Origin of the sequence: Tautonia sociabilis, from assembly GCF_003977685.1 — a bacterium.
Lineage (GTDB): Bacteria > Planctomycetota > Planctomycetia > Isosphaerales > Isosphaeraceae > Tautonia > Tautonia sociabilis.
Map to the genome: position 1 here is coordinate 29,025 of NZ_RYZH01000010.1, position 25,500 is coordinate 54,524.

Annotated in this window: 13 protein-coding genes; all 13 read left to right on the plus strand. The window is 71.0% G+C overall.

The window, feature by feature from the left end:
• Positions 1-66: 66 nt before the first annotated feature.
• The 13 genes from TsocGM_RS06920 to TsocGM_RS06980 all read left to right on the plus strand — a co-directional run bounded on the left by TsocGM_RS06920 (position 67) and on the right by TsocGM_RS06980 (position 25,500).
• Entirely contained in the window at positions 67-1,743 is a 1,677-nt protein-coding gene (locus tag TsocGM_RS06920; protein WP_126724575.1) for a SulP family inorganic anion transporter, read from the plus strand.
• 201 nt (positions 1,744-1,944) lie between these two features.
• Positions 1,945-3,708, plus strand: a complete 1,764-nt coding sequence (gene ptsP, locus TsocGM_RS06925; RefSeq protein ID WP_126724576.1) for a phosphoenolpyruvate--protein phosphotransferase — start codon at positions 1,945-1,947, stop codon at positions 3,706-3,708.
• 231 nt (positions 3,709-3,939) lie between these two features.
• On the plus strand, positions 3,940-5,328 hold the full coding sequence (locus tag TsocGM_RS06930) for a hypothetical protein (protein ID WP_126724577.1): 1,389 nt from the start codon (positions 3,940-3,942) through the stop codon (positions 5,326-5,328).
• A gap of 141 nt (positions 5,329-5,469) precedes the next feature.
• Complete coding sequence (locus TsocGM_RS06935) at positions 5,470-6,249, plus strand: carboxypeptidase regulatory-like domain-containing protein (protein ID WP_126724578.1); 780 nt, start codon at positions 5,470-5,472, stop codon at positions 6,247-6,249.
• Positions 6,250-6,721: 472 nt separating this feature from the next.
• On the plus strand, positions 6,722-11,224 hold the full coding sequence (locus TsocGM_RS06940) for an outer membrane protein assembly factor BamB family protein (RefSeq protein WP_158633410.1): 4,503 nt from the start codon (positions 6,722-6,724) through the stop codon (positions 11,222-11,224).
• A gap of 133 nt (positions 11,225-11,357) precedes the next feature.
• On the plus strand, positions 11,358-12,410 hold the full coding sequence (locus tag TsocGM_RS06945; RefSeq protein WP_126724651.1) for an AAA family ATPase: 1,053 nt from the start codon (positions 11,358-11,360) through the stop codon (positions 12,408-12,410).
• The gene (locus TsocGM_RS06950) at positions 12,367-13,287 is read left to right on the plus strand and encodes a DUF58 domain-containing protein (protein ID WP_233578501.1); all 921 of its coding nucleotides are present in this window, start codon (positions 12,367-12,369) and stop codon (positions 13,285-13,287) included. Before TsocGM_RS06945 ends, TsocGM_RS06950 begins: the two co-directional genes overlap by 44 nt.
• A gap of 110 nt (positions 13,288-13,397) precedes the next feature.
• Positions 13,398-15,641 (plus strand): vWA domain-containing protein, encoded by a 2,244-nt coding sequence (locus TsocGM_RS06955; protein WP_233578507.1) that lies wholly within the window; start codon positions 13,398-13,400, stop codon positions 15,639-15,641.
• A gap of 68 nt (positions 15,642-15,709) precedes the next feature.
• On the plus strand, positions 15,710-18,133 hold the full coding sequence (locus tag TsocGM_RS06960) for a VWA domain-containing protein (protein ID WP_126724581.1): 2,424 nt from the start codon (positions 15,710-15,712) through the stop codon (positions 18,131-18,133).
• Between the two features lie 94 nt (positions 18,134-18,227).
• Complete coding sequence (locus tag TsocGM_RS06965) at positions 18,228-22,121, plus strand: coiled-coil domain-containing protein (protein ID WP_126724582.1); 3,894 nt, start codon at positions 18,228-18,230, stop codon at positions 22,119-22,121.
• A gap of 3 nt (positions 22,122-22,124) precedes the next feature.
• Positions 22,125-23,039: a hypothetical protein gene (locus tag TsocGM_RS06970; RefSeq protein ID WP_126724583.1), complete on the plus strand. Its 915-nt coding sequence runs from the start codon at positions 22,125-22,127 to the stop codon at positions 23,037-23,039.
• 30 nt (positions 23,040-23,069) lie between these two features.
• The gene (locus TsocGM_RS06975; protein ID WP_126724584.1) at positions 23,070-24,164 is read left to right on the plus strand and encodes a prenyltransferase/squalene oxidase repeat-containing protein; all 1,095 of its coding nucleotides are present in this window, start codon (positions 23,070-23,072) and stop codon (positions 24,162-24,164) included.
• Positions 24,165-24,228: 64 nt separating this feature from the next.
• Positions 24,229-25,500 carry an NPCBM/NEW2 domain-containing protein gene (locus TsocGM_RS06980; RefSeq protein ID WP_126724585.1) on the plus strand — a complete coding sequence of 424 codons (1,272 nt, stop codon included), beginning with the start codon at positions 24,229-24,231 and terminating at the stop codon, positions 25,498-25,500.

Sequence of the window (25,500 nt, forward strand, 5' to 3'; positions counted from 1 at the left end):
CCGACCCAGGCGCTCTCCCGATTCCCGCACCCTCCCGAACCCCGACGCCTCCGGAGCCGAGACCCCGTGGATGACGCCGCAGAGCCGAGCCGTCGCGGCCTTGGATACGAGTGGGCCTCGAAGGGGGACGTCAACGCCTTCTTCGGGCTGATGCTGGACAACGTCAGCGGGCTGATCATCACGACCTCGCTGCTGGTCAACGCCTTCGAGTTCCCGGCGTCGTTCGTCCTCCGGAACATGATTCCGGGGACGGCGCTGGGCGTGCTGGTGGGGGACCTGATCTTCTCGGTGATGGCCTTCCGGCTCTCCTCGAAGTCGGGGAAGCCGCACGTGACGGCGATGCCGCTGGGCCTGGACACGCCGAGCATCTTCGGCACGGCGTTGCTGATCGTCGGTCCCGCGTTCGTGGCGGCGAAGGGCGGGGGGATGGAGGAGCTGGAGGCGGCCCGGCATGCGTGGTACATCGGGATCGGGATGCTGCTGGCGTCGGGGGTCTTCAAGGTCCTCTGCGCGCCAGCCAGCGGGTGGATCCGGCGGGTGGTGCCCCGGGCGGGGCTGCTGGGGTCGCTGGCGGCGATCGCGCTGGTGGTGATCAGCTTCCTGCCGCTGACGATCACGGTGTCGGACCCCGTCCCCGGGCTGGTGGCGCTGGCGGTGATCCTCGCGACGCTGACGGCCCGATGGAGGCTGCCGTGGGGAATGCCGGGGGCGCTGGGGGCGGTGCTGGTGGGATCGGCCGTGTATTACGGGCTGTTGCTGGTCGATCGGTTGCTCGGCGGGCCGGGAGCGGGCGGGGAGACCCTGCCCGTGGTGGCGGCGGCCGGCTTGCCGATGCCGATGGGGGACTGGTTCGACTGGATGCAGGGGAACTGGCCAGACGCGCTGAACTATCTGCCGATCGCGCTGCCCCTGGCGCTGGCGACGGTGGTGGGGGGCATCGACTGCACCGAGAGCGCCGCCGCGGCCGGGGACGACTACCCGACGGGGCAGATCATCTTCGCGGAAGGCCTGGCCACGCTGGCGGCCGGGGTGTTCGGGGGGGTGATCCAGACAACGCCTTACATCGGGCACCCGGCGTACAAGGCGATGGGGGGCCGGGCGGCGTACACGCTGGCGACCGCCGTGTTCATCGGCGCGGCGGGGATGCTGGGCTTCTTCGTCTGGATCTTCCGACTGCTGCCCGAGGTGGTGGTCTACCCGATTCTGGTGTTCATCGCGCTGGAGATCACCGCGCAATCGTTCCTGGCGACGCCGAGGAAGCACTATCCGGCCCTGGCCCTGGCGGTGGTCCCGGCATTGGCGTACCTGATCAACCTCTCGATCAAGCCCGTGCTGGCCGACCCGGCCCTGCTGGAGGCGGGAATCGGCTTCGAAGACCTTGCCGAAGGGACGAGGCGGTCGCTGGAAACGGTGACGATGCTGGCCGGCGGGTTCATTCTGACAAGCCTGCTGTGGGCGACGGCGCTGGCCCGGCTGATCGACGGGAGGTTCCGGTCGTCGGCGATGACGTTTCTGCTGGCCGGGGCGCTGGCGCTGTTCGGGGTGATCCACTCGCCGCTGCCGTCGGAGCGGCTGATGCTGCCGACCACGGCGGTGGCCCAGATGAAAACGGAGGGGAGATTCGGAGCGTCCCGGCTTCAGACGCCGTTCCACTGGGCGATCTCGTATGCCGGGATGGCGGGGATCCTGCTGGCGATCGGGCGATTCGGCCGGCCGCCGGGGCCGGAGGACCACGAGGAATAAGGATCCCCCGAGGGGATGGGAGGGCGTCGCGGTCGCGATTCAGCGGAGGATCCCTCGCCCCGGGGGCGGAATTGCGTCACAATAGGCGAGGATTGCCCCCCAAGGAGCCCCTCCGCCCGGCCCGAGCGGGCCGGGAGGGGGCCGACGTGGGCCCGGGGCGGTCGCCGGGCGGGCAGGAGAGTCAGGACGGCCGATGTGACGATGTATAAAGGGATCGCGGTCAGTCCCGGCGTCGTCGTCGGGGTGGCGTACTGCCTGGACGGGCCGCTGGGCCAGTCTGAGGTGCGGAAGCTGCCCGACGAGGCCGCCATTCCCGAGGAGCTGGAACGCTTCGATCGGGCGCTGAGGCTGGCCGCCGAGGATCTGGACCTGATCGTCGCCAAGGTCGCGGTGCAGATCGGCGGCGAGGAGTCGGACATCTTCCGCTCGCACCTGCAGATTCTCCGGGACCCCTCGCTGCTGGCGAAGGTGCACGAGGGGATCAAGGGGGCCCGGCTGACGGCCCCCTCGGCGTTGCAGGCGGTGCTCAAAGAGTACGCCTCGGTGTTCGCCCGAAGCGGGCAGGAGCTGTTCCAGGAGCGCATGGCGGACCTGCGCGACGTGTTCGCCCGCATCACCGCCCACCTGGACGCCTCTCCGGCGGTCGACCCCGCCCTGGCCGGCCTGGGGAGCGACGAGCCGATCGTGCTGGTGACCCACGAGATCCTCCCCAGCCAGGCGATCAGCCTGGGGGAGATGCCGATCGCGGGGATCGTCACCGAGGTCGGCGGCGGAACGAGCCACGCGGCCATCCTCTCCCGAAGCCGGGGGATCCCGGCCGTCTCCGGCGCCGCCGGGATCATCGGCCAGGCGCGCACCGGCGACCAGATCGTCATCGACGGCCGGGACGGGATCGTCGTCCTCCGGCCGGACGCCGAGATGCTGGTCGCCTACCGCAAGATGCAGCGCGACTTCTTCGAGCTGAAGGATCGGCTGGTCATCAACCGGGACCAGCCGGCGTGCCTGTCCGACGGCACGCTTGTCGAGCTGCTGGCGAACGTGAACACAGTGGCCGACGCGGCGACGGCCTCCGGAGTCGGCGCCTCGGGGGTGGGGCTGTATCGGACCGAGTACCTGTTCCTGACCCATCCGGACGTGCCGGACGAGGAGGAGCAGTACGAGAACTACCGGAAGGTCGTCGAGGCCGCCCCGGATCGCACGGCGACGATCCGGACCCTGGACCTCGGCGGAGACAAGACCGTCCCCTACCTCGGCCGGCAGCACGAGGCCAACCCGTTCATGGGCTGGCGGTCGATCCGCCTGTCGTTCGAGCACCCGAAGTTCTTCGAGGTGCAGATCCGGGCCATCCTCCGCGCCGCCCGGCACGGGAAGGTGAGCATCCTTTTCCCGATGATCACCACGCTGGAGGAGTTGCGGCACGTCAACCGGCTGGTTGACGAGGCACGTCGGAACCTCAAGCGCGCGGGGATCCCCTACGGCGAGGACGTGAAGACCGGCGTGATGATCGAGGTCCCGGCGGCGGCCCTGTGCATCGAGGCGCTGCTGCAGGAGACGGACTTCATCTCCATCGGGTCGAACGACCTGATCCAGTACCTCGTGGCCGCCGACCGGGACAACCCGAAGGTGGCTCACCTATGCGACCCGCTCAGCCCGGCGGTGCTGCGAATGCTCCGCATGGTCTTCGACGCATGCCGGAGAACCGGCACTCCGGTGACGCTCTGCGGCGAGATGGCCGGGCAGCCCAGGTCGGTGCTCGTCCTACTCGGCCTGGGGCTGAGGCGGTTCAGCATGAGCCCGGCGTTCGTGCCGACGATCAAGACGCTGCTGTCGTCCGTCTCCACCCCGCAGGCCGAACGGTTCACCCACCAGGTGCTCCAACTGAAGACCCGAGACGAGATCCGACGCTATCTCACCGAACGCCTTCACGAGATCTCGAAGGACCTGGAGCTGTTCGACTTCACCTGAGCGGCTCCCGATCCCCCCGGGTTTGCCTCCCCCCGCCCGGCCCGATAGGATTGGGTCCTGTCGGCCTCGAGCCACCCCCCGGAAGGCTCCCAGATGCGAGCGTCTGGATCCCCGCACGGGTTGATCCGACGACGGTTCGCGGCTCCGCCGGGGGGAGGGTCGGCCCGACGGGATCGGAGACGAGCGTCCCGGCCCGATCCCGCCCCTTGATCGCCGCACGGTATCCCTCCGATGGCCAAGCGTCCGAGCGTCAGTGAGATCATCGCCCAGGTGAGGGCGTCCGCCCCGGCCCCCTCGGGGGAGGAGGCGAACCGCGACGACGAGCCCTCCCCGCCCCCTCCCCGGGACGATGCTTCGGCGCTCGAGGAGGCCGTCGCGTCTCCCCCCAGCGCTTCAACCACCTCCGGGGAACCGCCCTCCTCGAACCGGCCGTTGTCGCTCCGAGAGAAGCTCGCCGCGGCCAGGAACCGGCCGGCGGAGGGCACCCCGGCGCCGGCCCAGTCGGAGGGGGACGCTCTCGAATCGAACGAGTCAGGGGGGCAGGTCGCCGAGGCCCCTCCGAGCGATCGGTCTCGAACCCTGACGGAGTCGTCGGCAATCGCCCAGGACCTCCCCGAGTCCGAGGGCTCGGGAGCTGGGAAGACCGCCGCTGCCGGGGAGGGAGCGGCGCGATCGGCCGGCACGCCGGGGCAGGTCGCCGAGGCCCCTCCGTCGGATCGACCGCTCTCGATCAAGGAGAAGCTCGCCGCGGCCCGGGGTCGCCCCGCCGGGGAGCCTCGATCGGGGGCCGAGCGCGAGAACGTGCCGGCGGCCACGACCCCTCGGGACACGCCGGAGAAGCCTCCCGCCGCCGGGGAGGCCAAGGAGCCGGCAGGCCGTCCGCTGTCGATCAAGGAGAAGCTCGCCGCGGCCCGGGGGAACGCGGCGAGGGCGGCGTCGGCACCCGCGGAGCGGCCGGCGGCCCTCCCGTCGGCGCCGAGGACTCGGAAGCCGTTGGGGGAATTGTCGGATCCGGTCGACCTGGCGGCGGCGCTTCGGGAAGCGGCGGAGACGATCGGGTCGGGCTCGGGAACGGACCGGAAGGGGAACGAGCCGGGACCGGAGGTTTCTCCGAAGGGGGATCGGAGGCCAAGGCTCGAGAGGAAGGTGGTGCTGGGCGGAGCGCTGGCCGCGATTGTCGTCCTGCTGGCGATCGGGGGGATCGTCGCAACGGCGATCATCGGCCGATCGGAGGGCCGAGACTTCGGGGCCATCGTGGTGGGAACGGCGGAGGAGTTCCCGCCGGAGTCGGTCGACGAGTCGTTCGCGGACGACTGGGGATTCTGGGTCGTGCGATCGGCGTCGTATGACGGGATCGAAGCGATCGTCGCACTCGGCCCCGGAGCGATGCCGGCCGATTGCCGGCCAGCCTGGGAGCCCGGGGAACGGCGGTTCGTCTCGCCTTGCGACGGTAGCCGTTACGGCATCTCGGGGAGAGCGGAGGGAGGGCCGGCGGGTCGATCGCTGGTGCGATTCGGGATCGAGCGGGACCAGGGGGGAATGATCCGGGTCGATCCGGCCCGGATCTATCGGGAGGAACTTGGCCAGTGGGCGGACCCGGGGAGCTTCGTCCGGCCCTGATCGCGCCGGTTGGGCAGGCGAATGATCGACGCGAGGTGGCGTCCCGGGAGCTTGCGCCTGCCGTTCTCTTCTGCTAGGATGAAGCGACGGCTCCCGCCGAGGAGTCCGCATCGAAGCCCCCGACCGCGAGGACGACCCCTCATGCGAATCGCCAGTACGACAATGCTCCGGCTCACAACCCTTGGGCTCCTGATCGCGATGGCCGCTCCGGCGTCGGCCCAGGCCCAGTCCTACGGCACGATCAAGGGCAAGGTGGTCTGGGGAGGCGCCCAGGTCCCGGAGCTGCCCCCGAAGGTCAAGCAAGGGGAGAACGTCAAGGACGCCCAGGTCTGCGCCGCCGAGCCAATCCCCGACGAGAGCCTGGTGATCGACCCGCGGAGCAAGGGCGTGAAGTATTGCCTGGTCTATCTCGTCCGCCCCAAGGGGAGCAACCCGGAGCTGGTCAACACGCTCGTCGAGGAGCACCCCCAGGTGGTGATCGACCAGCAGGGCTGCAAGTTCGTGCCGCACCTGGTGGCGCTGCACGAGAAGCAGCAGGCCCTGTTCAAGTCCAGCGACCCGGTCGCCCACAACGTGCGGCTTCAGGGCTTCTCCAACTCCCTGAACTTCATGCTGCCGGCCAACGGCGAGCTGCCCCGGCCGCTGTCGTCGGAGCGTCGTCCGATGCCGATGGCCTGCGATATTCACCCCTGGATGCAGGGGTACATCATGGTCTTCGACCACCCGTTCTTCGCCGTGACCGACGAGGAAGGGAACTTCGAGATCCCGGGCGTGCCGGCCGGCGAGCAGAACGTGGTGATCTGGCACGAGAAGGTCGGATACGTCACCCCCGGCCTGGCCCGGGGCCAGGCGGTCGAGGTCCAGGCCGGCAAGGAGACGTCGCTCGGCGAGGTGACGCTCGACCCGAGCAAGGTCCGCTGACCAGAACCTCCGCCCGACCGGACGCCCGGCCGACGGAACGGCCTCCCCGGGCCGATCGAAGCGGATCGGCCCGGGGGAGCGGGCCTGGAACCGGCCGAGGGCTGCCCAACGGGGGGGCGGCTGTGCCGAAATGTCGGGCGTTCATCGGGAAAGGTGGGCTTGCCGTGAAGAGACTAACGCCCATATCCTAGATGAAGGGATGCGGCACGTGACTTGCGTTCTCAACAGCGTCGGTCGCAGGTCGCGAACCCCACCTTGAGATCCGAATGGCCCACGGTCAGGGCCCGAGGTCCGGCTTGGCACGAGGGGTCGAGCTCGATCACGATCGGCCCGGGACCGGGCGCATCCCGAGGTCGGATCGGCCCGAGTCGCCCCCCCGGTCGCGACGTCGACCATCGCGTCGAGCGGCCGGCAGATCATGGAAGGAGCGCCGATGACCTTGCCTCCGCCTGCCTGCGGCGCGAGTCGGCCCTTGGCCGGGATCCGGGTCGCGCTGGTCCTGCTCGGGCTCGGCCCGCTGGCGATCGGCGCGGCCGCCGCGCCGGGGCCGCCGACCCCGCAACGCCCTCCCTCCTCGATCCACCCCGAAACCAGCAGCGCGGCCGAGGCCCTGCTGAAGACCGCGTCGTCCCACGTCCGGCAGGGGCAGTGGGATTCGGCGGTCGAGTTGTTCCAGCGAGCGATCGCGCAGTTCCCCGAGGTACTGACGGCGATCGGCCCCGTCGAGGGGAGAGAGGTGGGTCCGGCCCCCGGGGACGGGGACGGGTTCGAGGTCTATGTCAACGTGAGTGAGTACGCCCAGCGCCGGCTGGCGACGCTGCCGCCGGAGGCACTGGCCCGGTACCGGAACCGGGTGGATGCGGAAGCCCGCGTCCTGCTCGACCGGGGCCGAGACCTGCTCGACCCGGAGCCGCTGCGGCAGGTGGTCCAGTCGTACTTCTGCAGCTCCTGGGGAGACGACGCGGCCGAATTGCTCGCCGACCTCCGCTTCCAGGAAGGGGCGTTCGACGAGGCGCTGGCGCTCTACCGGAGGCTGCTGCCCTCCTCGGACCCGGAGCAGGTGGGCTCGATCTACCCGGATCCCGACGTGGACGTGGCCCGGGTCGCGGCCAAGGCGATGCTGGCGGCGGAGGCCGCCGGGCGGTCCCCCGGTTCCGACGCCGTGCGACGCTTCGCCGAGGCCTATCCCGGAGCCGAGGGAGAGCTGGCCGGGAGGCGGGGCCCGTATGCCGAGATCCTGGAGGCGGCGATCGCCGAGGACGGCCTGCCGCTGCCCGGCTCCTCCGACACCCGGTGGCCGACGTTCGGCGGATCGCCGACCCGGACCAAGGTGCTCCCCGAGCCCGTCGAACCGGGGGAGCTGGTCTGGTCGATCTCCCTGCGGGGGACGTTCGACGCGGCCTCGAACCTCAACGCGAGCCCGCCGATGCGTCCCGGCGACCCGTTCGGGGCCCCCCAGGACGACAGCCCGGCGTACTTCCCGGTCCTGCGCGGGGATGAGCTGATCCTGACCGACGGCCGGGCCGTCCAGTCCTACGCGCTGGACGGCGACGGCGAGGCAGTGGCCGCGCCGCCGCCGACCTGGAGGCCGGAGATCGCCCCCGGCACCCCGGCGGCCGCCCGGAACACGGTGGGGGTCGACCGGCACACGCTGACGGTCCTCGGCGACCGGATCTACGCCCGGATCGGCCCATCGGGGGCCGAGTACCAGCTGAGGAACAACGCGAGGGCCCCCGCCACGCTGATCGTCGCCCTGGACCGGGAGCGATCGGACGGGCCGATCTGGTCGATTGAGGCGGATGAGGTCATGGGGAGGCCGGGGCCCGGCAACGCGATGGCCCTGGGAGACCAGGTCGCCTTCGGCGGGGCCCCGGTGGCCGACGAGTACGGGGTCTACGTCACCCTGGTCAAGCCCGGGACGCAGACCCTCACCTGGGTCGCCTGCCTCGACCCGGAGCGGGGCCGCCCGCGCTGGGTGCGCTACATCTGCTCGGGGAGCTCTCCGCTGTTCTCCCAGGCTGCGGGGATGCGGAACCGGGGGATGATCCTCAACCCCGAACTGGGGCATCGGCTGCTGTCCCTCGACGGCTCGACGCTCTACTACCAGACCGATCTGGGGGCGCTGGCCTCGATCGATGCCCGATCCGGTCGGCTGAACTGGCTGGCGACCTATCCGAGAACGCTCGACGCCCCGAGAAGCTCCCCCGAGGCGGTGAACCACAACCCGGCGGTCGTGCACGGCGACCGGGTGATCGTCTCGCCAGAGGATTCCGACCGCATCTTCGCCTTCGATCGGGCCACCGGGCGACTGGCGTGGCAGGCCAACCCGGGGGGAAGGGTGGCCCACCTGCTCGGGGTCGCCTCGGGGAGGGTGGTCGCCACCGGGGACCACGTCTGGACGATCGACCTGGAAACCGGAGCGCTCCGGTCGCGCTGGCCCGAGGGCCAGACGCTGGAGCAGGGGTACGGCCGGGGGCTGCTGGCCGGCGGCGAGATCTACTGGCCGACCCGGGACCGGCTCTACATCCTCGACCAGCAGACGGGGAGGCCGACCGACCGGCCGCCGATCCCGCTCCGGGAGGCGTATGGCTGCGGCGGAGGCAATCTGATCGCCGGGGATGGCTACCTGGTGATCGCCGAACGGGAGTACCTGCGGGTCTTCTGCAAGCCGTCTCGGATGCTCCGCTATTACCAGGAGCGGATCGAGGAGGAGCCGGAGGAGCCGTCCCATTACTACCGGCTCGCCCGAACGGCCGAGGCGCTGGGGGACGTCGACCTGGCGCTCGAGGGGCTCGACCGGGCGCTGGAGCTGGCCGGGTCGTCGGACTGGATCGACGGCCGGCGACTGGTCGAGGCGGCCCGGGACGAGCGGTTCAAGGTGCGGATCAAACGGGCTCGGATCCTGCTCGACACGGGGAAGACGGCCGAGGCGGCCGACGAATACCGAAGGGCGGCGGCCGAGGCCCCTCGGCCTCGGGACCGAGTCACCGCCGAGCTGGCCCGAGCCGAGGCGGTCGAGGCCGCCGGCGACCCGGCCGGGGCCGTCGACCTGCTCCAGGGGCTGCTGGCCGACCCCGTCTCCCGGGGGATCGACCTGCCGGCCGGCGACCGGCACAGCCTGCGGGCCGACCTCTTCCTGGTGGACCGGCTCCGGGAGCTGATCCAGGAGCACGGCAAGGAGGTCTACGCCCGGCACGAGGCCGAGGCCGAGGCCTTGCTGCGCCGGGGGCTGGAGGCGGAGGATCCGAGAATCCTGGCCGAGGTGGTCCGGAGCTACGCCGCCTCCGCCTCCGCCCCGGAGGCACTGGCCGGGATCGGGGGGATCGAGGAACGGCGGGAGCACTGGTCGGAGGCGGCCTCGGCATACCACCGGCTGGTGGTTTCCTCGGCCGACGACCGGCGGAAGGCCATCGGGCTGCTGGGCCTGGCCCGCTCCTACGAGGCGATCGGGCTGGAGTCGGAGGCGAGGGAGGCGTACCGCCTGGCCTCCTCCCGGTACGGGGCGATCGACGTGGAGCCGGAGGTCGGGAGCGGCCCGATCCGGGTGTCGGAGTACGTGGCGGGCCGGTTCTCGGCCTCCCCGACAACGGCCCGGCTCGACGCCTCGATGCCGCTGGCCCGGCGCTGGCGGCGGGCCTGGCCCGAGGGGTTCGAGCCGCTCGGCCCGGAAGGGGAGTCGACCGTGCCCGCCGGGCCGGAGGGTCTCCCGGTGGTGTTGATCGGCGGCACCCGGCTCCTGGCGGTCGAGCCGGAGGGGGGCCCGGTGCGCTGGGAACGGGAGCTGGAACGTCGGCCCGATTGGTCCGGGATCGCGGCGGGGAGACTGATCCTGGGGTTCCCGGACCGGCTGGTCGGAATCGACCCGATCGCCGGAGAGACGCTCTGGGAGGCGGTCTCGGGGGCGGGAGACCTTGTCCTCGGTCGCCCTGCCGATCCCGACGGGAAACGGGAGGACCCGGCGGGCCCGCCCCTTCCGGGGGGCGAGTTCCGGACGTACCGGTTGTACGGGGACCGGCTATACGTCTCCTGGGGAGCCCGCGGGCTGGTCTGCCTGGATCCGATCGCTGGCCGGCCCGAGTGGACCTATCATGCCCCGTCCCAGAAGATTCACCCGAACGTGGGACTTGGCCTGGCCCGCGTGGTGATTCAGTTGCGCGAACCCAACGCGATCGCGGTGCTCGACGCGAGAGACGGCCGGACGCTCGGCCAGTTCCCGCAGGACGAGACGGCGGGCCTCTGGCGCCGCGACCCGTTCCCGGTCGCCTTCGGCCGGGTGGCGCTGGTGCCCGACGGGAGCACGGTGGAGCTGTTCGACCTCGACTCGGGCCGGACGGTCTGGGAGGCGAGGGAGCCGTCGGCCCTGCCCACCTCGCCGAGGCCGTCGCCGTCGGACCCCATGGTGCTGGGGGACGCCGAGCGGCTGCTCGTGCTGCGCGGCGAGACGCTCCAGCGGCTCGACCCGGCGGACGGGAAGGAGCTGTGGTCGGCGCCGATTGGCCGCATCCGGGCCGACCGCCGGGCGAAGGCGATCGCGCTGGGGCACGAGGCGCTGTTCACCGTCGGCTCGCCGGCCTCGGGCTCGGGGCTGGCGGTGGGGGCGGTGTCCCTGGCCGACGGCGCCCGGCTCTGGAGCGAGTCGCTGCCGGGGGACGCCAACGAGTCGTGGGGCCTGGGGCTGACGCCATCGTGCGTGGTCGCCTACCGGCTCGACGACGGGACGCCGGGCTCGGGACCGGACGAGCCGGTCGTGCTGAACCTGCTGCGGAGGGACAGCGGGGCCCGGGTCCAGCGGCTGGTGCTCGAGGCGACCGGGGCGGGCCGCCGGGTCTGGATCGGGCCGGGAGGGATCCGCGTGTCGGACACCTCGGGCCTCTGGGCCCTGTCGAGCCTGGAGGACTCCGGTTTGGTCGCCGGAGCGACGTCCTCCCCCGCTCCGGCCTCGTCCCTCGCCCCCCCCGGAGACGGGGGGGATTGATCCTGGTACGATCCTCGAGACGATTCCCCGGGCGCCGGAGAGGCGTCCGGAGGGCCAGGCCGGAGGGCGGCCGACGGCCCCAACCCGATCGACGACGGAGGTCCCCGTGTCCGATCCCGAGAACGCGCCCCCGATGCAACACGAGGACCTGGCCGCCATCGGGCGCCTGACCGACGCCTTCGGCCGGCTCCGGTCCGAGATGGGCAAGGTGATCGTCGGCCAGCAGGAGGTGCTCGAGGAGCTGCTCGTGGCCATCTTCGCCCGAGGCCACTGCCTGCTGATTGGCGTGCCCGGCCTGGCCAAGACGCTGATGATCCACACCCTGGCCGACGCGCTGAACCTGAGCTTCAACCGGATCCAGTTCACGCCCGACCTGATGCCGTCGGACATCACCGGCACCGAGGTGATCCAGGAGGATAAGGCCACCGGGGTCCGCCAGTTCAAGTTCCTCCGCGGGCCGATCTTCGCCAACCTGATCCTGGCCGACGAGATCAACCGCACGCCGCCGAAGACCCAGGCCGCGCTGCTGGAGGCGATGCAAGAGCGGCAGACGACCGTCGGCGGCGAGCGGCACCGGCTGCCCGACCCGTTCTTCGTCCTGGCGACGCAGAACCCGATCGAGCAGGAGGGAACCTACCCCCTGCCCGAAGCGCAGCTGGACCGCTTCATGCTCAACATCCTGGTCGACTACCCGAGCGAGGACGAGGAACTGGAGGTGGTCCGGGTGACGACAGCGGCCAAGCCGCCGTCGGTGGAGAAGGTGCTCTCGGGGGAAGAGATCCTGGAGCTGCAACAGGTCGTCCGCAAGGTGCCGGTGGCCGACCACGTCAGCCGATACGCGGTGCGGCTGGCCCGGCTGACCCGACCGGGGGAGACGGAGGCTCCGGCCTTCGTGCGCGACTTCGTCAGCTGGGGAGCCGGCCCGAGGGCGAGCCAGTACCTGGTGCTGGCGGCCAAGGCTCGGGCCGCGCTCAACGGCCGGCCGTACGTGGCGGTGGAGGACATCCGGGCCGTGGCCGGCCCAGTGCTCCGGCACCGCATCGTCACCAACTTCAACGCCGAGGCCGAGGGGCTCAAGCCGGACGACATCATCGCCCGACTCATCTCGACTCTCTCCGCCGATCCGAACGAGGCGCCCGAGCGTGGCCGAGTATCAGCAATATTTACAGCCGCAGACGCTGGCTAGCGTCGAGGGGCTGGGCCTGCAGGCCCGGCTCATCGTCGAGGGCTACGTCGCCGGGATGCACAAGAGCCCGTACCACGGGTTCTCGGTCGAGTTCTCGCAACACCGCGAGTACGCGCCCGGCGACGACGTGCGCCACATCGACTGGAAGGTCTGGTCGAAGACCGACAAGTACTACCTGAAGCAGTACGAGGAGGAGACCAACCTCCTGACGTACCTGCTGCTGGACGCCAGCGCCTCGATGGGCTACGCCTCCGAGGGGAACGTCTCGAAGCTCCAGTACGGGCAGTTCATCGCGGCGGCGCTGTCGTATCTGGTCCTGCAACAGCAAGACTCCGTGGGGCTCTGCGTTTTCGACGACCGGGTGCGGCGCTGGCTGAGGCCGTCGGGGCAGCCGTCTCACCTGAAGGAGCTGATCCGGGTCATGGACTCGGAGCCGGCCCGGGAGCGAACCGGCCTGGGCCCGGTGCTGCACGAGATGGCCGAGCGGATCGGCCGGCGCGGGATCGTGGTGCTCATCAGCGACCTGCTCGACGGCGAGGCGCCCGAGCTGCTCGCCGGACTGAAGCACTTCCGGCACAAGGGGCACGAGGTCGTCGTCTTCCACGTGCTCGATCCCGCGGAGGTCGACTTCCCGTTCCGGCAGGTCACCAAGTTCAAGGGGATCGAGCTTCCCGAGGAGCTCCTAACCGACCCGACCGCCCTGCGCGAGGGATACCTCGCCGAGTTGAGGACCTTCACCGAGGCCGTGCGCAAGGGCTGCCGGCTGTCGGACATCGACTACGTGCCGCTGAGGACCGATCAACCGCTGGACGTCGCCCTGACCGGCTACCTGGCGACCCGGTCGGCCCGCACCCGGAAGGGGCAACGCCGGGCCTGACCCCCCGCCTCCGCCCTGTCCGAAGGCCGCCGATGGCCGTAGGATGGGACGAGGGGATGGATCCCCGATCACCCCCCGCTTGCCCGAGATCGAAGGAAACCCGACCCGGGATGAGTTTCGTGACGATCCCCCCCCCGCCGCTGGCCATCGGCTTCGCCAACCCCCTGCTGCTCTGGGGACTGGCGGCCGCCTCGCTGCCGATCCTGCTGCACCTGCTGAACCGTCGGCGCTACCGGGAGGAATCCTGGGCGGCGATGCGGTTCCTGCTGGCGGCGATCCGCAAGAACCAGAAGCGGATCCGGCTGGAGCACTGGCTGCTGCTGACGGTGCGCACGCTGCTGGTCGCCTGCGCCGCGCTGGCGATGGCGCAGCCCTACCTGGAGTCGACCGGCGCGGTCCCCTTGCTGGCCGGCCGGCGGACGCACCGGGTGCTGGTCCTCGACGGCACGATGAGCATGTCCTACGCGGCGGCGGGGCGGTCGCGGTTCTCCCGGGCGGTCGAATACGCCGATGCCTACGTGCAAGGGGCGCGCAACGGAGACGCCATCAGCGTCGTGTTGCTCGGGGCCCCCCCCCGGGTCGTCATCGGGGCCCCCTCGCCGAATCACGCCGAGGTCCGGGAAGAGCTGGAGCAACTCTCCCCATCGCACGGCAAGGCGGACCTGGAGGCGACGCTCTCCAAGATCCGGGAGGTGCTCGACGCGAGCGACCTGCCGCAAAAAGAGATCCTGTTCCTGACCGACCTCCAGGAGGGGACCTGGCACGTCGACCCCGATCGGGAGTCGGCCGTCAAGCGGGCGGTCGAGGCGCTGGAGCGGGAGCGGGCCAACTGCGTGGTCGTCGACCTGGGGGACGAGGTCCGGTCGAACCGAGCGGTGGTCGACCTGGCGCTGGACACTCCGGTGGTGGTCCGGGGGGGGCCGTTGTCGGTCATCTCCGCTCGGCTGGCGAGCTTCGGGTCGGCGACCGAGGCCGGGGTCCGGGCGCAGCTGGTCGTCGACGGCCGCCTCGGGCCGGAGCGTCGCGTCGACCTGCCTCCCGGGCAGGAGGTTCCGGTCGCCTTCTCGTATCGGTTCGAGGACCCCGGCGATCACGTCGTGGAGGTCCGGCTGGAGGAGGACCGGCTCCCGGTCGACGACACGAGACGGCTCGCGGTGCCGGTGCGGGAGCAACTCGAAGCGCTGCTGGTCAACGGGGACTACGACCCCGAGCCATTCGAATCGGAGACGGACTACCTGGCGCAAGCCCTCAGCCCGTCGGAGGGGTCGGATCGGTCCCCCTCGCCGATCCGGGTGGAGGTGGCCACCGAGGCCCAGCTCTCCCGGCGCGACCTGGAGCGGTACGACGTGATCTTCCTCTGCAACGTCTCCCGGCTGAGCCGGGGGGAGGTGGAGGCGATCGACGGGTTCCTCCGGCTCGGGGGGGGGCTGGTCGTCTTCGGCGGCGAACGATTGCAGCCCGACGAATATAACGGGACGCTGTTCGCGGGGATCCCCGGCTCGGAGGAGTTCGAGGGCCCGGGCTTTCTACCGGCTCGGCTGGGAGCGGTGGTCGACTCGGGCGCCGAGACCGCCGAGCAACTCGCGCTGGCCCCCGAATTCGACCCGATCGGCTTCGAGCACCCGATCGTGGCGATTTACCAGGGGGCGCCGGCCCAGGTGATGGCCGGGCTGACCGGGGTCCGGACGTGGCGGTCGCACGACCTGAGGGTGCCGGAGGGGTCGACCGCGCGGCGGGCCCTGGCGTTCACCGACGGCAGGCCGGCGGTGCTGACCATGCCCCGGCATCGGGGGATGGTCGTGCAGGTGGCCACGACGGCCGACGACGACTGGACAACCTGGCCGTTGCACCCGAGCTATCCGCCGGTGGTCGAGCAGATGGCGCTGTTCGCGGCCTCGGGCCGGATGTCGCAGCGGAACGTGGCGGTCGGCCAGCCGATCGACCAGGCGATGCCCGAGGGGGCGTCGCCGGCGTCGGCGGTCATCGTCCGCCCGGACGGCCGGGAGGAGCCGGGACGGCTGGTGGAGGAGGGGGGCGCGACCAGGCTCGTGTTCGACCAAACGGACCTGGCCGGCGTGTACCTGGCCCGGCTCGGCCCGCCGGTCGCCCGGGAGCTGAGCTTCGCCGCCAACCCCGACCCCGTCGAGAGCGACCCGAGTCGGGCCGACTCAGCGACCCTCTCCGCCCTCTTCCCGCGCTGGACGTTCTCCAGCTGGGACGGCGGCCCCGTGAGCCAGACCGCCGCGGCGACGGTCGGCCGTCGCGGAGAGCTCCACCGCGGGCTCCTGCTGGCCGTGCTGGGCCTGGTGCTCGGAGAGTCGACCCTGGCCTGGTGGATCGGCCGTCGCCGCTGACCGTTCGATCGATCGATCGCCCCGACTCACCCGACCCGAAGGATCCGCCGGAGACCGGCGGACGGACGATGGAATCGCTGCTCCGAAACCTGGCGCTCCAGATGGGGGCCGCCCCGGCCTCCCCCGGCGAGGAGCTGACTCCGTACCTCCGCTTCGAGCGGCCGTGGTCTCAGGGCACGCTGCTCCTGGTGCTGCTGGCCGGAACGTTCCTGATCGTCCGGCTCTATCTGGGGGAACGCGGCGGATCGCTCCTCTACCGGCTCAGCCTGGCGGCGATGCGGGTGGGCGTGCTCCTGATCACCCTCTTCCTGATCGCCGAGGCGGTGCTGGTCGTCGAGCGGGTCGACCTGCCTTACCTCGTGGTCATGGCCGACGACTCGGCCAGCATGGCCCGGGAGGACCAGTACGCCGACGAGGCGATCGGGGAACGGGCAAGACAACTCGCCGCTCAGACCGAACAGCCCGACGCGAGCCGGTTCTCGATGGTCCGGTCCTGGCTCGCCCGGGACGACGCCCGGCTGTTGCGTCGGCTGCAGGAGCAGCACCGCGTCCGGCTCTACCTCGTGTCGGGCTCCGCCCGGCAACTGGCCGAGGTGACCGAGCCGGAGGAGATCGCCCCGGCCCTGGCGGCGATGGAAGACGTGCAGCCGCAAGGGGAACAGTCCCGGCTCGGCACGGGCGTCCGCCAGGTGCTTACCGAACTGCGAGGAGCCCCGCCGACCGCCATCGTGCTGCTGACCGACGGGCAAAACACGAGGGGGGAAACCCTCTCGGACGTGGCCCCGCTGGCGGCCCGCAAGGGCGTGCCGATCTTCACCATCGGCGTCGGAGACGACACCCCGCCGAGGGACTTGGCGCTGTCGGACCTTGTGGTCGACGACGTGGTCTTCGTCGGCGACACCGTCCGGTTCGAGGCCAAGCTCGGCGCGAGGGGATTCGAGGGAACGCCGATCACCGTCCGGCTGATCGAGGCACCGCCGGACTCCGGGGACGAGGCGGTCGATCGGGGCCGCGAGGTCGCCTCGGTCCAGGTGGACGCGCCGGCCGACGGCACCGCCGTGCCGTTCGAGCTGGCGCACCGGCCGGAGGAAGTCGGGCGGTTCGATTACGTCGTCGTCGCCGAGGCCCAGCCCCGAGAGGACCGCGCCGAGAACAATCGCTTGCGGCGAACGGTCGCCGTGCGGGAAGACAAGATCAAGGTGCTGCTGGTCGACGGCCAGCCCCGGTACGAATATCGCTACCTGAAGACGTTCCTGGAGCGGCGGCCGGAGTCGATCGAGCTGGATGTCGTCCTCCAGTCGGCCGACCCGGAATACAGCGCTCAGGACGCCGCGGCCCTGCCCAACTTCCCGACCGCGACCAAGGGAGAAGGCGGCCTGTTCGAATACGACGTGATCATCCTCGGTGACGCCGACCCACTGTACTTCAGCGCCTCGCAGTTGCAGGCGATGGCCGAGTTCGTCACGGAGCAGGGAGGCGGACTGGTGTTCGCGGCCGGGGAGTTCTTCAACCCGATCTCCTACCAGGGGACCCCGCTGGAGCCGGTGATCCCCGTGCAGCTCTCGGGGGCCCGCAACCCGATCCTGGGCGGCGAGCCGATCGAGCCGTTCCAGATGGAACTGACGGCCGACGGACGCGCCAGCCCGATCTTCCGCCTGGCCGACGACGAGGCGACCAGCCTCGACGTCTGGGAGAACCTCCCGCCGCACTACTGGTTCCTGGAGAGCCCCCGGGCCCAGCCAGCGGCGTTCGTGCTGGCCCGGCACCCCTCGGCGCCGGGGGCCGACGGGCCGGTCCCGCTGGTGACCTACCAGTTCGTCGGCGCGGGGAAGTCGCTGTTTCTGGGAGTGGACGACACCTGGCGCTGGCGAATCGGTGTGGCCGATCGGTACTTCGGTCGATTCTGGATCCAAACGCTTCGATTCATGGCCCGCTCCCGGCTCAACCGGGACCGGCCGGCCGAGCTGGCGACGGATCGATCGACGTACCAGTCGGACCAGCCGGTGCTGATCCGCGCCCGGTTCCTCAGCACCGGCCTGGCGCCGAGGTCGGGCGAGGTGGCGGTGGAGATCGAGCGATCGGGGAGGGAACCGGAGCGGCTGGCGCTGCGGTCGTCGGGAGACTCGTCCGGAGCGTTCGAGGCGATCCTGCCGAACCCGGCTCCCGGGGACTATCGGGTCCGACTCCTGCCTCCGCCGATCCTGGAGGGGGAGGTGCCAACGGCCGAGTTTCGCGTCGAGGCCCCCGCCGACGAACGCGACAAGGTCCAGCTCAACCGGGCCGAGCTGGTCCGGGCCGCCGCACTCTCCGGGGGGGAGTATCGCTCGATCCTGGAGGCGGAGAACCTCGCCGACGACCTGCCGCCGGCCCGGAAGATTCCGCTCGACACGGACCCGCCGATCCCCCTCTGGAACGACTGGCGTCTCCTCTCGCTCTTCCTCGGCCTGCTGACGACGGAGTGGGTGTTGCGCAAGCGGAAGCAGATGGTGTGAGCCTTCGGAAGTCGATCGTCGGCCTCCAGACCATTCGACCGGATCGTACGGGGGACACCCCGCACGGACCTCCCCTCGGGACGGGAGCGGCACCATGACCGAGACGCTCGACCGCCGGATCGCCGGACTCCGAGGCCGCCTCCGCCGGGTCCTCGCGCTGCGAGGGCTCTGCTGGACGGCCTTCGCCGCGGTGATGGCCTTCATCGCGATCACCTGGGTCGACTGGCTCGTCCCGCTGGCCTGGGACGTCCGCCTCGCCGCCCTGGCCATCGCCGTGGCGGTCGTCGGCCTGGTCGCCTGGCGAGAGCTGGTCCGGCCGCTGTCGGTGCCGTTCGACGACCTGAGGCTCGCCCTGCTGATCGAACGCCGGTGGCCGCACCTCAACGAGCGGCTCTCCAGCACGATCGCCTTCCTCAAGGCGAGGGGGGCGCCCGACGCCGACGACGGCCGGTACGGCTCCGAGGCACTCCGAGAGCTGACGATCTCCCAGGCCATGCGGGAGATTGAGGCGATCGACTTCGGCCAGGTGATCGACCCCCGGCCGATGCGCCTGGCGGGACTGCTGGCCGGCTGGGCGGTCGTGGTCCTGGCGGCCGAGACGGCGATGGCCCCCGAGTTCCAGTCGATCGCGACGCGGCGGTTCCTGCTCGGCGAGGTTTCCTGGCCGAAGCGGACGGAACTGACCGTAACCGAGGCGCCGAGAAAGATCGCCCGGGGAATGCCCTACGAACTGGTCGCCACCGCTGGCGTCGGGAGGGAACTGCCCGTGGTGCCTCCCCGGGCGTGGTTCGAGGCGCTCGGGCACGTCGTCCCTCCGCTGACGCTGCTCGAGGACGCCGTTCAGGGAAGGGGCCCCGGGTCGGCCCGCGTCTCGTACCGCTTCGACGACGGGGAGACCGTCAGCTCCCCGCTCCGCCCGGACGAGGACGGCACCTTCCACGGCCGGCTCGACGTGGTGAACCGGTCGTTTCGGTTCTACGTGACCGCCGGAGACGACGCGACCGACTGGATCGACGTCGAGGTCGTCCCGCCTCCGACGCTCGATCGGGTCCAGGTCCAGGTGCTCCCCCCAGCCTACACCCGGCCGTTCGCCTCGGACGAGGAGCGGGAGGCCGCCGTTGAGACGCTGGCCCCGGACCTGACCCAGGTGCGGGCGCTGGAGGGGTCTCTCGTCCGCTTCTCGGCGACGGCGAACAAGCCGTTGGCCTCCGCCGAACTGATGGATGACGACCGCCCCACCGGGCTGGAGGTCGCGCTGCGGGGAGACGGATCGACGCTGGAGGCGACGCTGGAGGTCCGCGGGGCGGGCTCGTTCTGGTTCGCGCTGACGGATCGGGACGGGTTCACGAATCCGGAAGCAACCCGGTACGAACTCCGGTCGATCGTCGACTCGGCGCCGCTGTCCCTGATCGTCGAGCCGCAGTTCGACGTGAGCGTGCCCGCTTCGGCCGTCGTGCCGATCCGGATCCGGGCGGAGGACGACTTCGGGCTCCAGTTGATCCGGCTGCTCTATACCGTCTCCGCGCCGGAGTCGGCCGACGCGACTGACCACGTGATCCCGCTCTGGGCGGCGGAGAAGACGGTCGACGCGGGACGAGCGCAGGAGCAGGAGGTCGATTACCGACTCGACCTGGCACCGATGGCCCTGCCTCCGGGCACGATCATCACCGCCTTCGCCGAGGCCCGAGACTTCTTCACCAGCCCCGAGGACGCCGGCCCTCATCTGACCCGCAGCCGTCCCCTGCGCATCCGGGTCATCTCGGACGAGGAGTTCCGCACCCAGCTCGACGACCGCCGGCGAGAGATCCGCGACGAGATCGCGCGCATCGCCGAGATGCAGAAGCTCGCCATGCCTCCGGTCCGCGAGGCGATCACGGAGCTGGACGCCTCGGGGAAGGTCGAGGACCAGACCGGGGAACAGCTGCGCGAGGCATTGGTCATGCAGCGGCAGGTCGGCGGCCGGCTCGACGATTCGGGCAACGGCCTCTCCGACCGCCTCCAGCGCTTCCTCGACGAACTGGAGAACGCCCGGGTTGGCGACCCGGAGGTCGCCGACCAGATGAGGCGGATGAAGGAGACCGTCGACCGCCTCCGAGCCGAGCACGTCCGGCCGGCCGAGCAGGGGATCGGCCGGGCCCTCCGCGACCTCGAACCGCAGGCCGGCGCCGACGCGGCCCCGGCCGCCGACCAGCCAGGGGAACCGGGAGCCCCTCCGCCCTCCTCCCCCGAGGAGGAAGCCGGCGCCCCTCCCGAGCCGTCCGGCGCTCCGGCCGAGGGTGCGGCACCGGCCGACGCCGAGGCCCCCTCCGAGCCCGCGACCGACGCCCGGCAGGCTCTCGACGAGTCCCGGGAGAGCCAGCAGGAGATCGCCCGGGAGCTGGACACCATGCTCCAGGGGCTGAGCGAGTTCGAGACGCTCCGGGGCGTCACCCGAGAGGCCGAGCGGCTGCTGAACGACCAGCAGTCGGTCTCGAAGGAGACTCGGGAGAAGGCGACCGACCCCGAGTTGATGGGAAAACGGCCCGAGGAGCTGACCGCCGAGCAAAAAGCCGAACTCCAGAACCTCGCCAACCGCCAGCGGGACGTCGCCCAGGAGCTTCAGGATCTCGCCGGTCGGATGAGCGAGCTGAACCAGGGGCTCGCCGAGAGTGATCCGCTGGCCGCCGAGGCGCTCAAGGACGCCCTCGACCAGCTCCAGCGGCAGGGAACCGCCGCCGGGCTCCGCCAGGCCTCCGAGCAGGTCGAGCGCAACCAGATGGGCCCCGCCGGCCAGAACCAGGACCGGGGCCAGGAGGCGATCCAGGACCTCGTCGACTCGCTCAAGAACCGCAGGGAAAACGACCTGGAGCGGCTGGTCAAGCAGCTCAAGGAGACGAGGGCCGAACTCGCCCAGGCGCAGCTCAGGCAGAAGGACCTCCTCGAACGGACCCAGCAGGCTCGCGGCCCGCAGGGGCAAGACGGCCAGCAGGGGAATCCCCCCCAGGGCGGCCAACCCCAGGGGGCCCAGCAGGCCGGACAACAGGGACAGCAAGGCCAGCAAGGGGACCAGGGCGAGCAGGACCGGCTCCAGCAGCTCGCGAAGGAACAGGAGCAGCTCGAACAGGAGTTGCGAAGGCAGCTCCAGAAGCTGCGAAAGCTCCGAGCCGAGCAGGCCGCCCGCGCCGGCTCGAGGGCCGCGGGACGCATGGCCAACGCCGGGCAGAACCTGGAAGAGGGGGACGGCGAGGAGGCCGAACAGGCCGAGGAAGACGCCCTGCGCGACCTCGACCAGGCGATCGAGGACACCGATCAGGCGATCCAAGAGGCGCAGGACCGCCTGCTCATGGAGCAGTTTGCCAGGATCCGGGACCTGCTCCGGGCGTACAATGACCGTCAGAAGCGGTTACTGGAGGAGACGGTCGCCTTCGAGACCCGCCGAGAGGCCAGCGGCGGCCGACTCTCCCGGGCGGACAGCTTCGACGTCCGCAACCTGGGCCGCGCCCAGGCCGGGCTGAAGGACGAATCGGAATCGCTCATCGAGCGGCTCGACGGCGCCCCCGTCTTCCAGCTCTCGCTGAAGCGGGCAACCGAGCGAATGGCCGAGGCCGCCGATCGACTCAGCAAGATCCAGACCGGCCCGGACACGCAGCGGGCCGAGGAAGAAGCCTCCCGATGGCTCGATCGCCTGGTCGCCTCGCTCAACCCCCCGGAGGACGAGGAAGAGCAGGGCGGCCAGCAGCAACCGCAGCAGGGCGGCGGCCAGGGCCAACCCGGGCAGGGGAACCAGGGAGACGGCATCCCGGCCGAGGCCCAGATCCGAATGCTGCGGGCCATGCAAGAAGACATCAACATCCGCACCCAGGAGCTGGACGAGCTGAAGAACCGAGACGAGCCGCTCACCGAGGCCCAGGAACGCGAGTTCGTCCGCCTGGAGGAAGACCAGCACACCATCGCCGACCTGCTCCGAGACCTGATCCAACCCAAGCGGCCCGACGGCCTGGAGGACTGACCCATGCCCGCCTTCCGACCGACCTCCCTGGCGTCGGCCCTCGTCCTCGCCGCCGTGCTCCCGCACGGCATCGCCGGGGCCCAGGACGACGCGCTGGACAAGCTGCTGGAGGAGATCCAGGCCGGCTCCCAGCCCGATACCGATCCCGATGCCGGGGCCAAGCCCCCGGCCGACAACGAGGCCAGCCCGGACGATCCCAAGCCCGACTCGCCTCCCGGCGCGCTCGGCGAACAAGACAAGGACGTCGACGACCTGCTCCAGGGACTGCTCGGCCCCCGCGACGACCGCCCCGACGCCGCCGGCCCGGCCCCCTCGGACCTCGGCCCGGACCTCTTGCCCGACGTCCCCGACCAGCTCCGAGACGACGCTCGGCAGGAGCTTCCCGAGGAGCAGCAGGCGTTCGACGACTACCTCCGCCGACTGCTCGGCCGCATCGACCCACCCAAGAACCAGGGCGAGCAGGGCCAGCAGGAGGAGGAGAGCGGACCCCTCTCCGAAGCCATGAGGAAGATGCGGGACGTCGAGAAGCGGCTCGCCGAACTCGACACCGGAGAGCAGACCCGGGAGCAGCAGCAGCGGATCATCCAGGAATTCGACGAGTTGCTCCGCCGCATCCGACAGATCCAGCAGCAACAGCAACAACAACAGCAGCAGCGCACCGAGATGGCCGGCCAGCAGCCCCGGCAGCAGCAGGACCAGGACCCGACCGGCGAGAGCAACAACCAGCAAAACGGCGCCCCGCCGAGAACCCCCGAGCAAAACCCCGCCCTGGTCAACGCCAAGGACACCTGGGGACACCTCCAGGACTCGCTCCGGGAGGTCATGGGGAACGTCAGCCGGATGATGCCGCTGGACGGCAAACGGGACCTGATCGAGCGCTACTTCCTCTCGGTGGCCAAGAAGAGCGTGGAGCACTGACCGGTGTCGGCGCCTTCAGGAGTCTCCGGCATGAGCAGGATCGATCGAGGGATCAACGTCTCCCGACGCCGCTTCGTCCGGCTGGCGATGCTCGGGGCCGGGGCCCTCGGCCTGACTCGAGCCTCGGCCCGAGCGGGCCTGGCCCAGGACGACGGCTTCCGCGAGGGCCGAACCGGGGTGATCCCCGAGGGGGCCGAGGCGCTGGTCGACGACCGGACCTACCGGGCCATCGAGAGCGGCCTCTCCTGGCTGGCCGACAACCAGGCGGCCGACGGGTCGTACGGCAGCGGCTCCTACCGGGTGGCGATCACCAGCCTGGCCGGCATCGCGTTCATGGGAAGCGGCTCGTCGCCGGGCCGGGGCCCGTATGGTCGAACGATCGACGAGGCCCTCGGCTACGTCATCTCCTGCGCCGATGCGTCGGGGTTTGTCTCCAGCCCTCCCCCCTCGAACAACCCGATGTACGGCCACGGCTTCGCCACCCTCTTCCTGGCCGAGGCGTACGGGATGTCGCGGCGGTCCGAACTGCGCCCGGTGCTGGAGCGGGCCGTCCGGCTGATCATCGACACCCAGAACGAGGAAGGGGGCTGGCGCTACCAGCCGGTCCGAGACGACGCCGACCTCTCCGTGACCATTTGCCAGATCAACGCCCTCCGAGCCGCCCGGAACGCCGGCCTGTTCATCCCCAAGGAAACGGTCGAGGCCTGCATCGACTACGTCAAGCAGGCCCAGAACCCCGACGGCGGCTTCCGCTACATGCTCCGAGGGGGCTCCAGCGCCTTCCCCCGGTCGGCCGCCGGCGTGGTCGCCCTGTACAGCGCCGCCGTGTACGACGACCGGGCGGTGGACGACGGGATCGACTACCTGAAGCAGCATCGCCCCGACGACCGCTTCCTCCGCCGCCTTCCCCATTACTTCTACGGGCACTACTACGCCGCCCAGGCCATGTGGATCCGGGGAGGCAACGACTGGAACAACTGGTACCCGGCCATCCGAGACGAGCTGATCGGCGACCAGGAGCCCGACGGATCCTGGGCCGACGGGTTCGGCCCGGCGTACGGCACGGCGATGGCCCTGATCATCCTGCAGTTCCCCTTCAGTTGCCTGCCGATCTTCCAGCGCTAGGGACCAGGTCCCGCCTTCCCGCATCCACGGGCGCCGAACGACCGAACGACCGACGAGGGGTTCGATGACCACGAGCACCGCCGTTTCCCTCGCCCTCGTGCTGCTCGCGATGCCGGCGGGAGGGGGATCCCCCGCATTGGAGACGCAGGACGCCCCCGACCCGTTGCCGGGCGATCCGGTCTTCGAGGCGACGATGGCCGACGGCTCGACCGTCCGGGGCCGAATCCGATCGCTCTCGGCCGACGGCCGGCTCGAGCTGGCCGGGGAGGACGGGGACGCTCGAACGGTACCGGCCGGGGAGGTGGTCAAGCTCTCCCGGGGAATCCCCCCCTCGTCCCGGGTCTCCCCCGACGGCCCGGTGCTGGTCTTCCCCGGAGGAGACCAGATCCGGGGTCAACTCGACTCGGCCGACGAGCGCGAGGTGGTCCTCCGATCGAGCATCGTGGGCGAGTTGAACGTGCCGCTGGACGCGGTGCTCGGGTTCACGGTCCGGGCCATCCCGGAGAAGAAGGCCGAGGCGAGGACGATCGCCACCTTGCGGTCCGAGCCCAGAACGTCCGATCTCCTGCTCCTGGAGAACGGGGACCGCCGCCTCATCACGTTCACCGGCCTGACCGGGGGAGAGCTCTCCTACCTCGACAGCGACCGGGCGATGCGGCTCCCCCGGGAAACGGTCCTGGCCATCGGTCTCGATCCCGGGCTGGTCCGGGAGCCGGAGCTTGAGGGGACGTCGCTCGACCTGATCCTCGACGACGGCTCCCGGCTGCGGCTGCTCGGGGCGTCGGCGGCGGGGGCGAGGCTCTCGGGCCAGACAACCTTCGGCTCGGAGGTCCAGTTGCCGCTGGACCGGGTCTCAGACGCCTACCTGCTGAGCGATCGGGTCGCGTACCTCTCCGACCTGGAAGCGACCCGCGAAGTGACTGTCCCCTACATTGGTCCGGCGCGACCGGCCCGGACGGACGGATCGGTGCTGGGGGGACCGCTCGTCGTGGGAGGCCGAACCTACGTTCGGAGCCTGGGCACCCAGAGCCGGTCGCTGCTGGCCTACCGCCTCGAACCGAACGACCTCCGGTTCCAGGCCCGGATCGCCCTGGACGATGCGGCCGGCCCGCTGGGGAACGTCGTCTTCCGGGTCCTCGTCGACGGCCAGGAGCGGTTCGCCTCCCCTCCCATCGCCGCCGGAGACGAGCCGATGCCGGTGGACGTCGACCTCTCCGGGGGGCGGTTCCTCATCCTCGCGACCGAATTTGGCCGAGGGGGAGGGGTCCGGGACTACGCCGCCTGGATCGAGGCCCGGTTGATCCGCGCCCCCGCGGAGAAGGACGCTGGCAACTAG

Excerpts from the sequence above, each read along its gene's own strand:
- TsocGM_RS06945 (WP_126724651.1), top strand. The coding sequence starts at position 11,358 with ATGCAACACGAGGACCTGGCCGCCATCGGGCGCCTGACCGACGCCTTC.
- TsocGM_RS06930 (WP_126724577.1), top strand. The coding sequence starts at position 3,940 with ATGGCCAAGCGTCCGAGCGTCAGTGAGATCATCGCCCAGGTGAGGGCG.
- TsocGM_RS06960 (WP_126724581.1), top strand. The coding sequence starts at position 15,710 with ATGGAATCGCTGCTCCGAAACCTGGCGCTCCAGATGGGGGCCGCCCCG.
- TsocGM_RS06980 (WP_126724585.1), top strand. The coding sequence starts at position 24,229 with ATGACCACGAGCACCGCCGTTTCCCTCGCCCTCGTGCTGCTCGCGATG.
- TsocGM_RS06955 (WP_233578507.1), top strand. The coding sequence starts at position 13,398 with ATGAGTTTCGTGACGATCCCCCCCCCGCCGCTGGCCATCGGCTTCGCC.
- TsocGM_RS06975 (WP_126724584.1), top strand. The coding sequence starts at position 23,070 with ATGAGCAGGATCGATCGAGGGATCAACGTCTCCCGACGCCGCTTCGTC.
- ptsP (WP_126724576.1), top strand. The coding sequence starts at position 1,945 with ATGTATAAAGGGATCGCGGTCAGTCCCGGCGTCGTCGTCGGGGTGGCG.
- TsocGM_RS06935 (WP_126724578.1), top strand. The coding sequence starts at position 5,470 with ATGCGAATCGCCAGTACGACAATGCTCCGGCTCACAACCCTTGGGCTC.
- TsocGM_RS06970 (WP_126724583.1), top strand. The coding sequence starts at position 22,125 with ATGCCCGCCTTCCGACCGACCTCCCTGGCGTCGGCCCTCGTCCTCGCC.
- TsocGM_RS06965 (WP_126724582.1), top strand. The coding sequence starts at position 18,228 with ATGACCGAGACGCTCGACCGCCGGATCGCCGGACTCCGAGGCCGCCTC.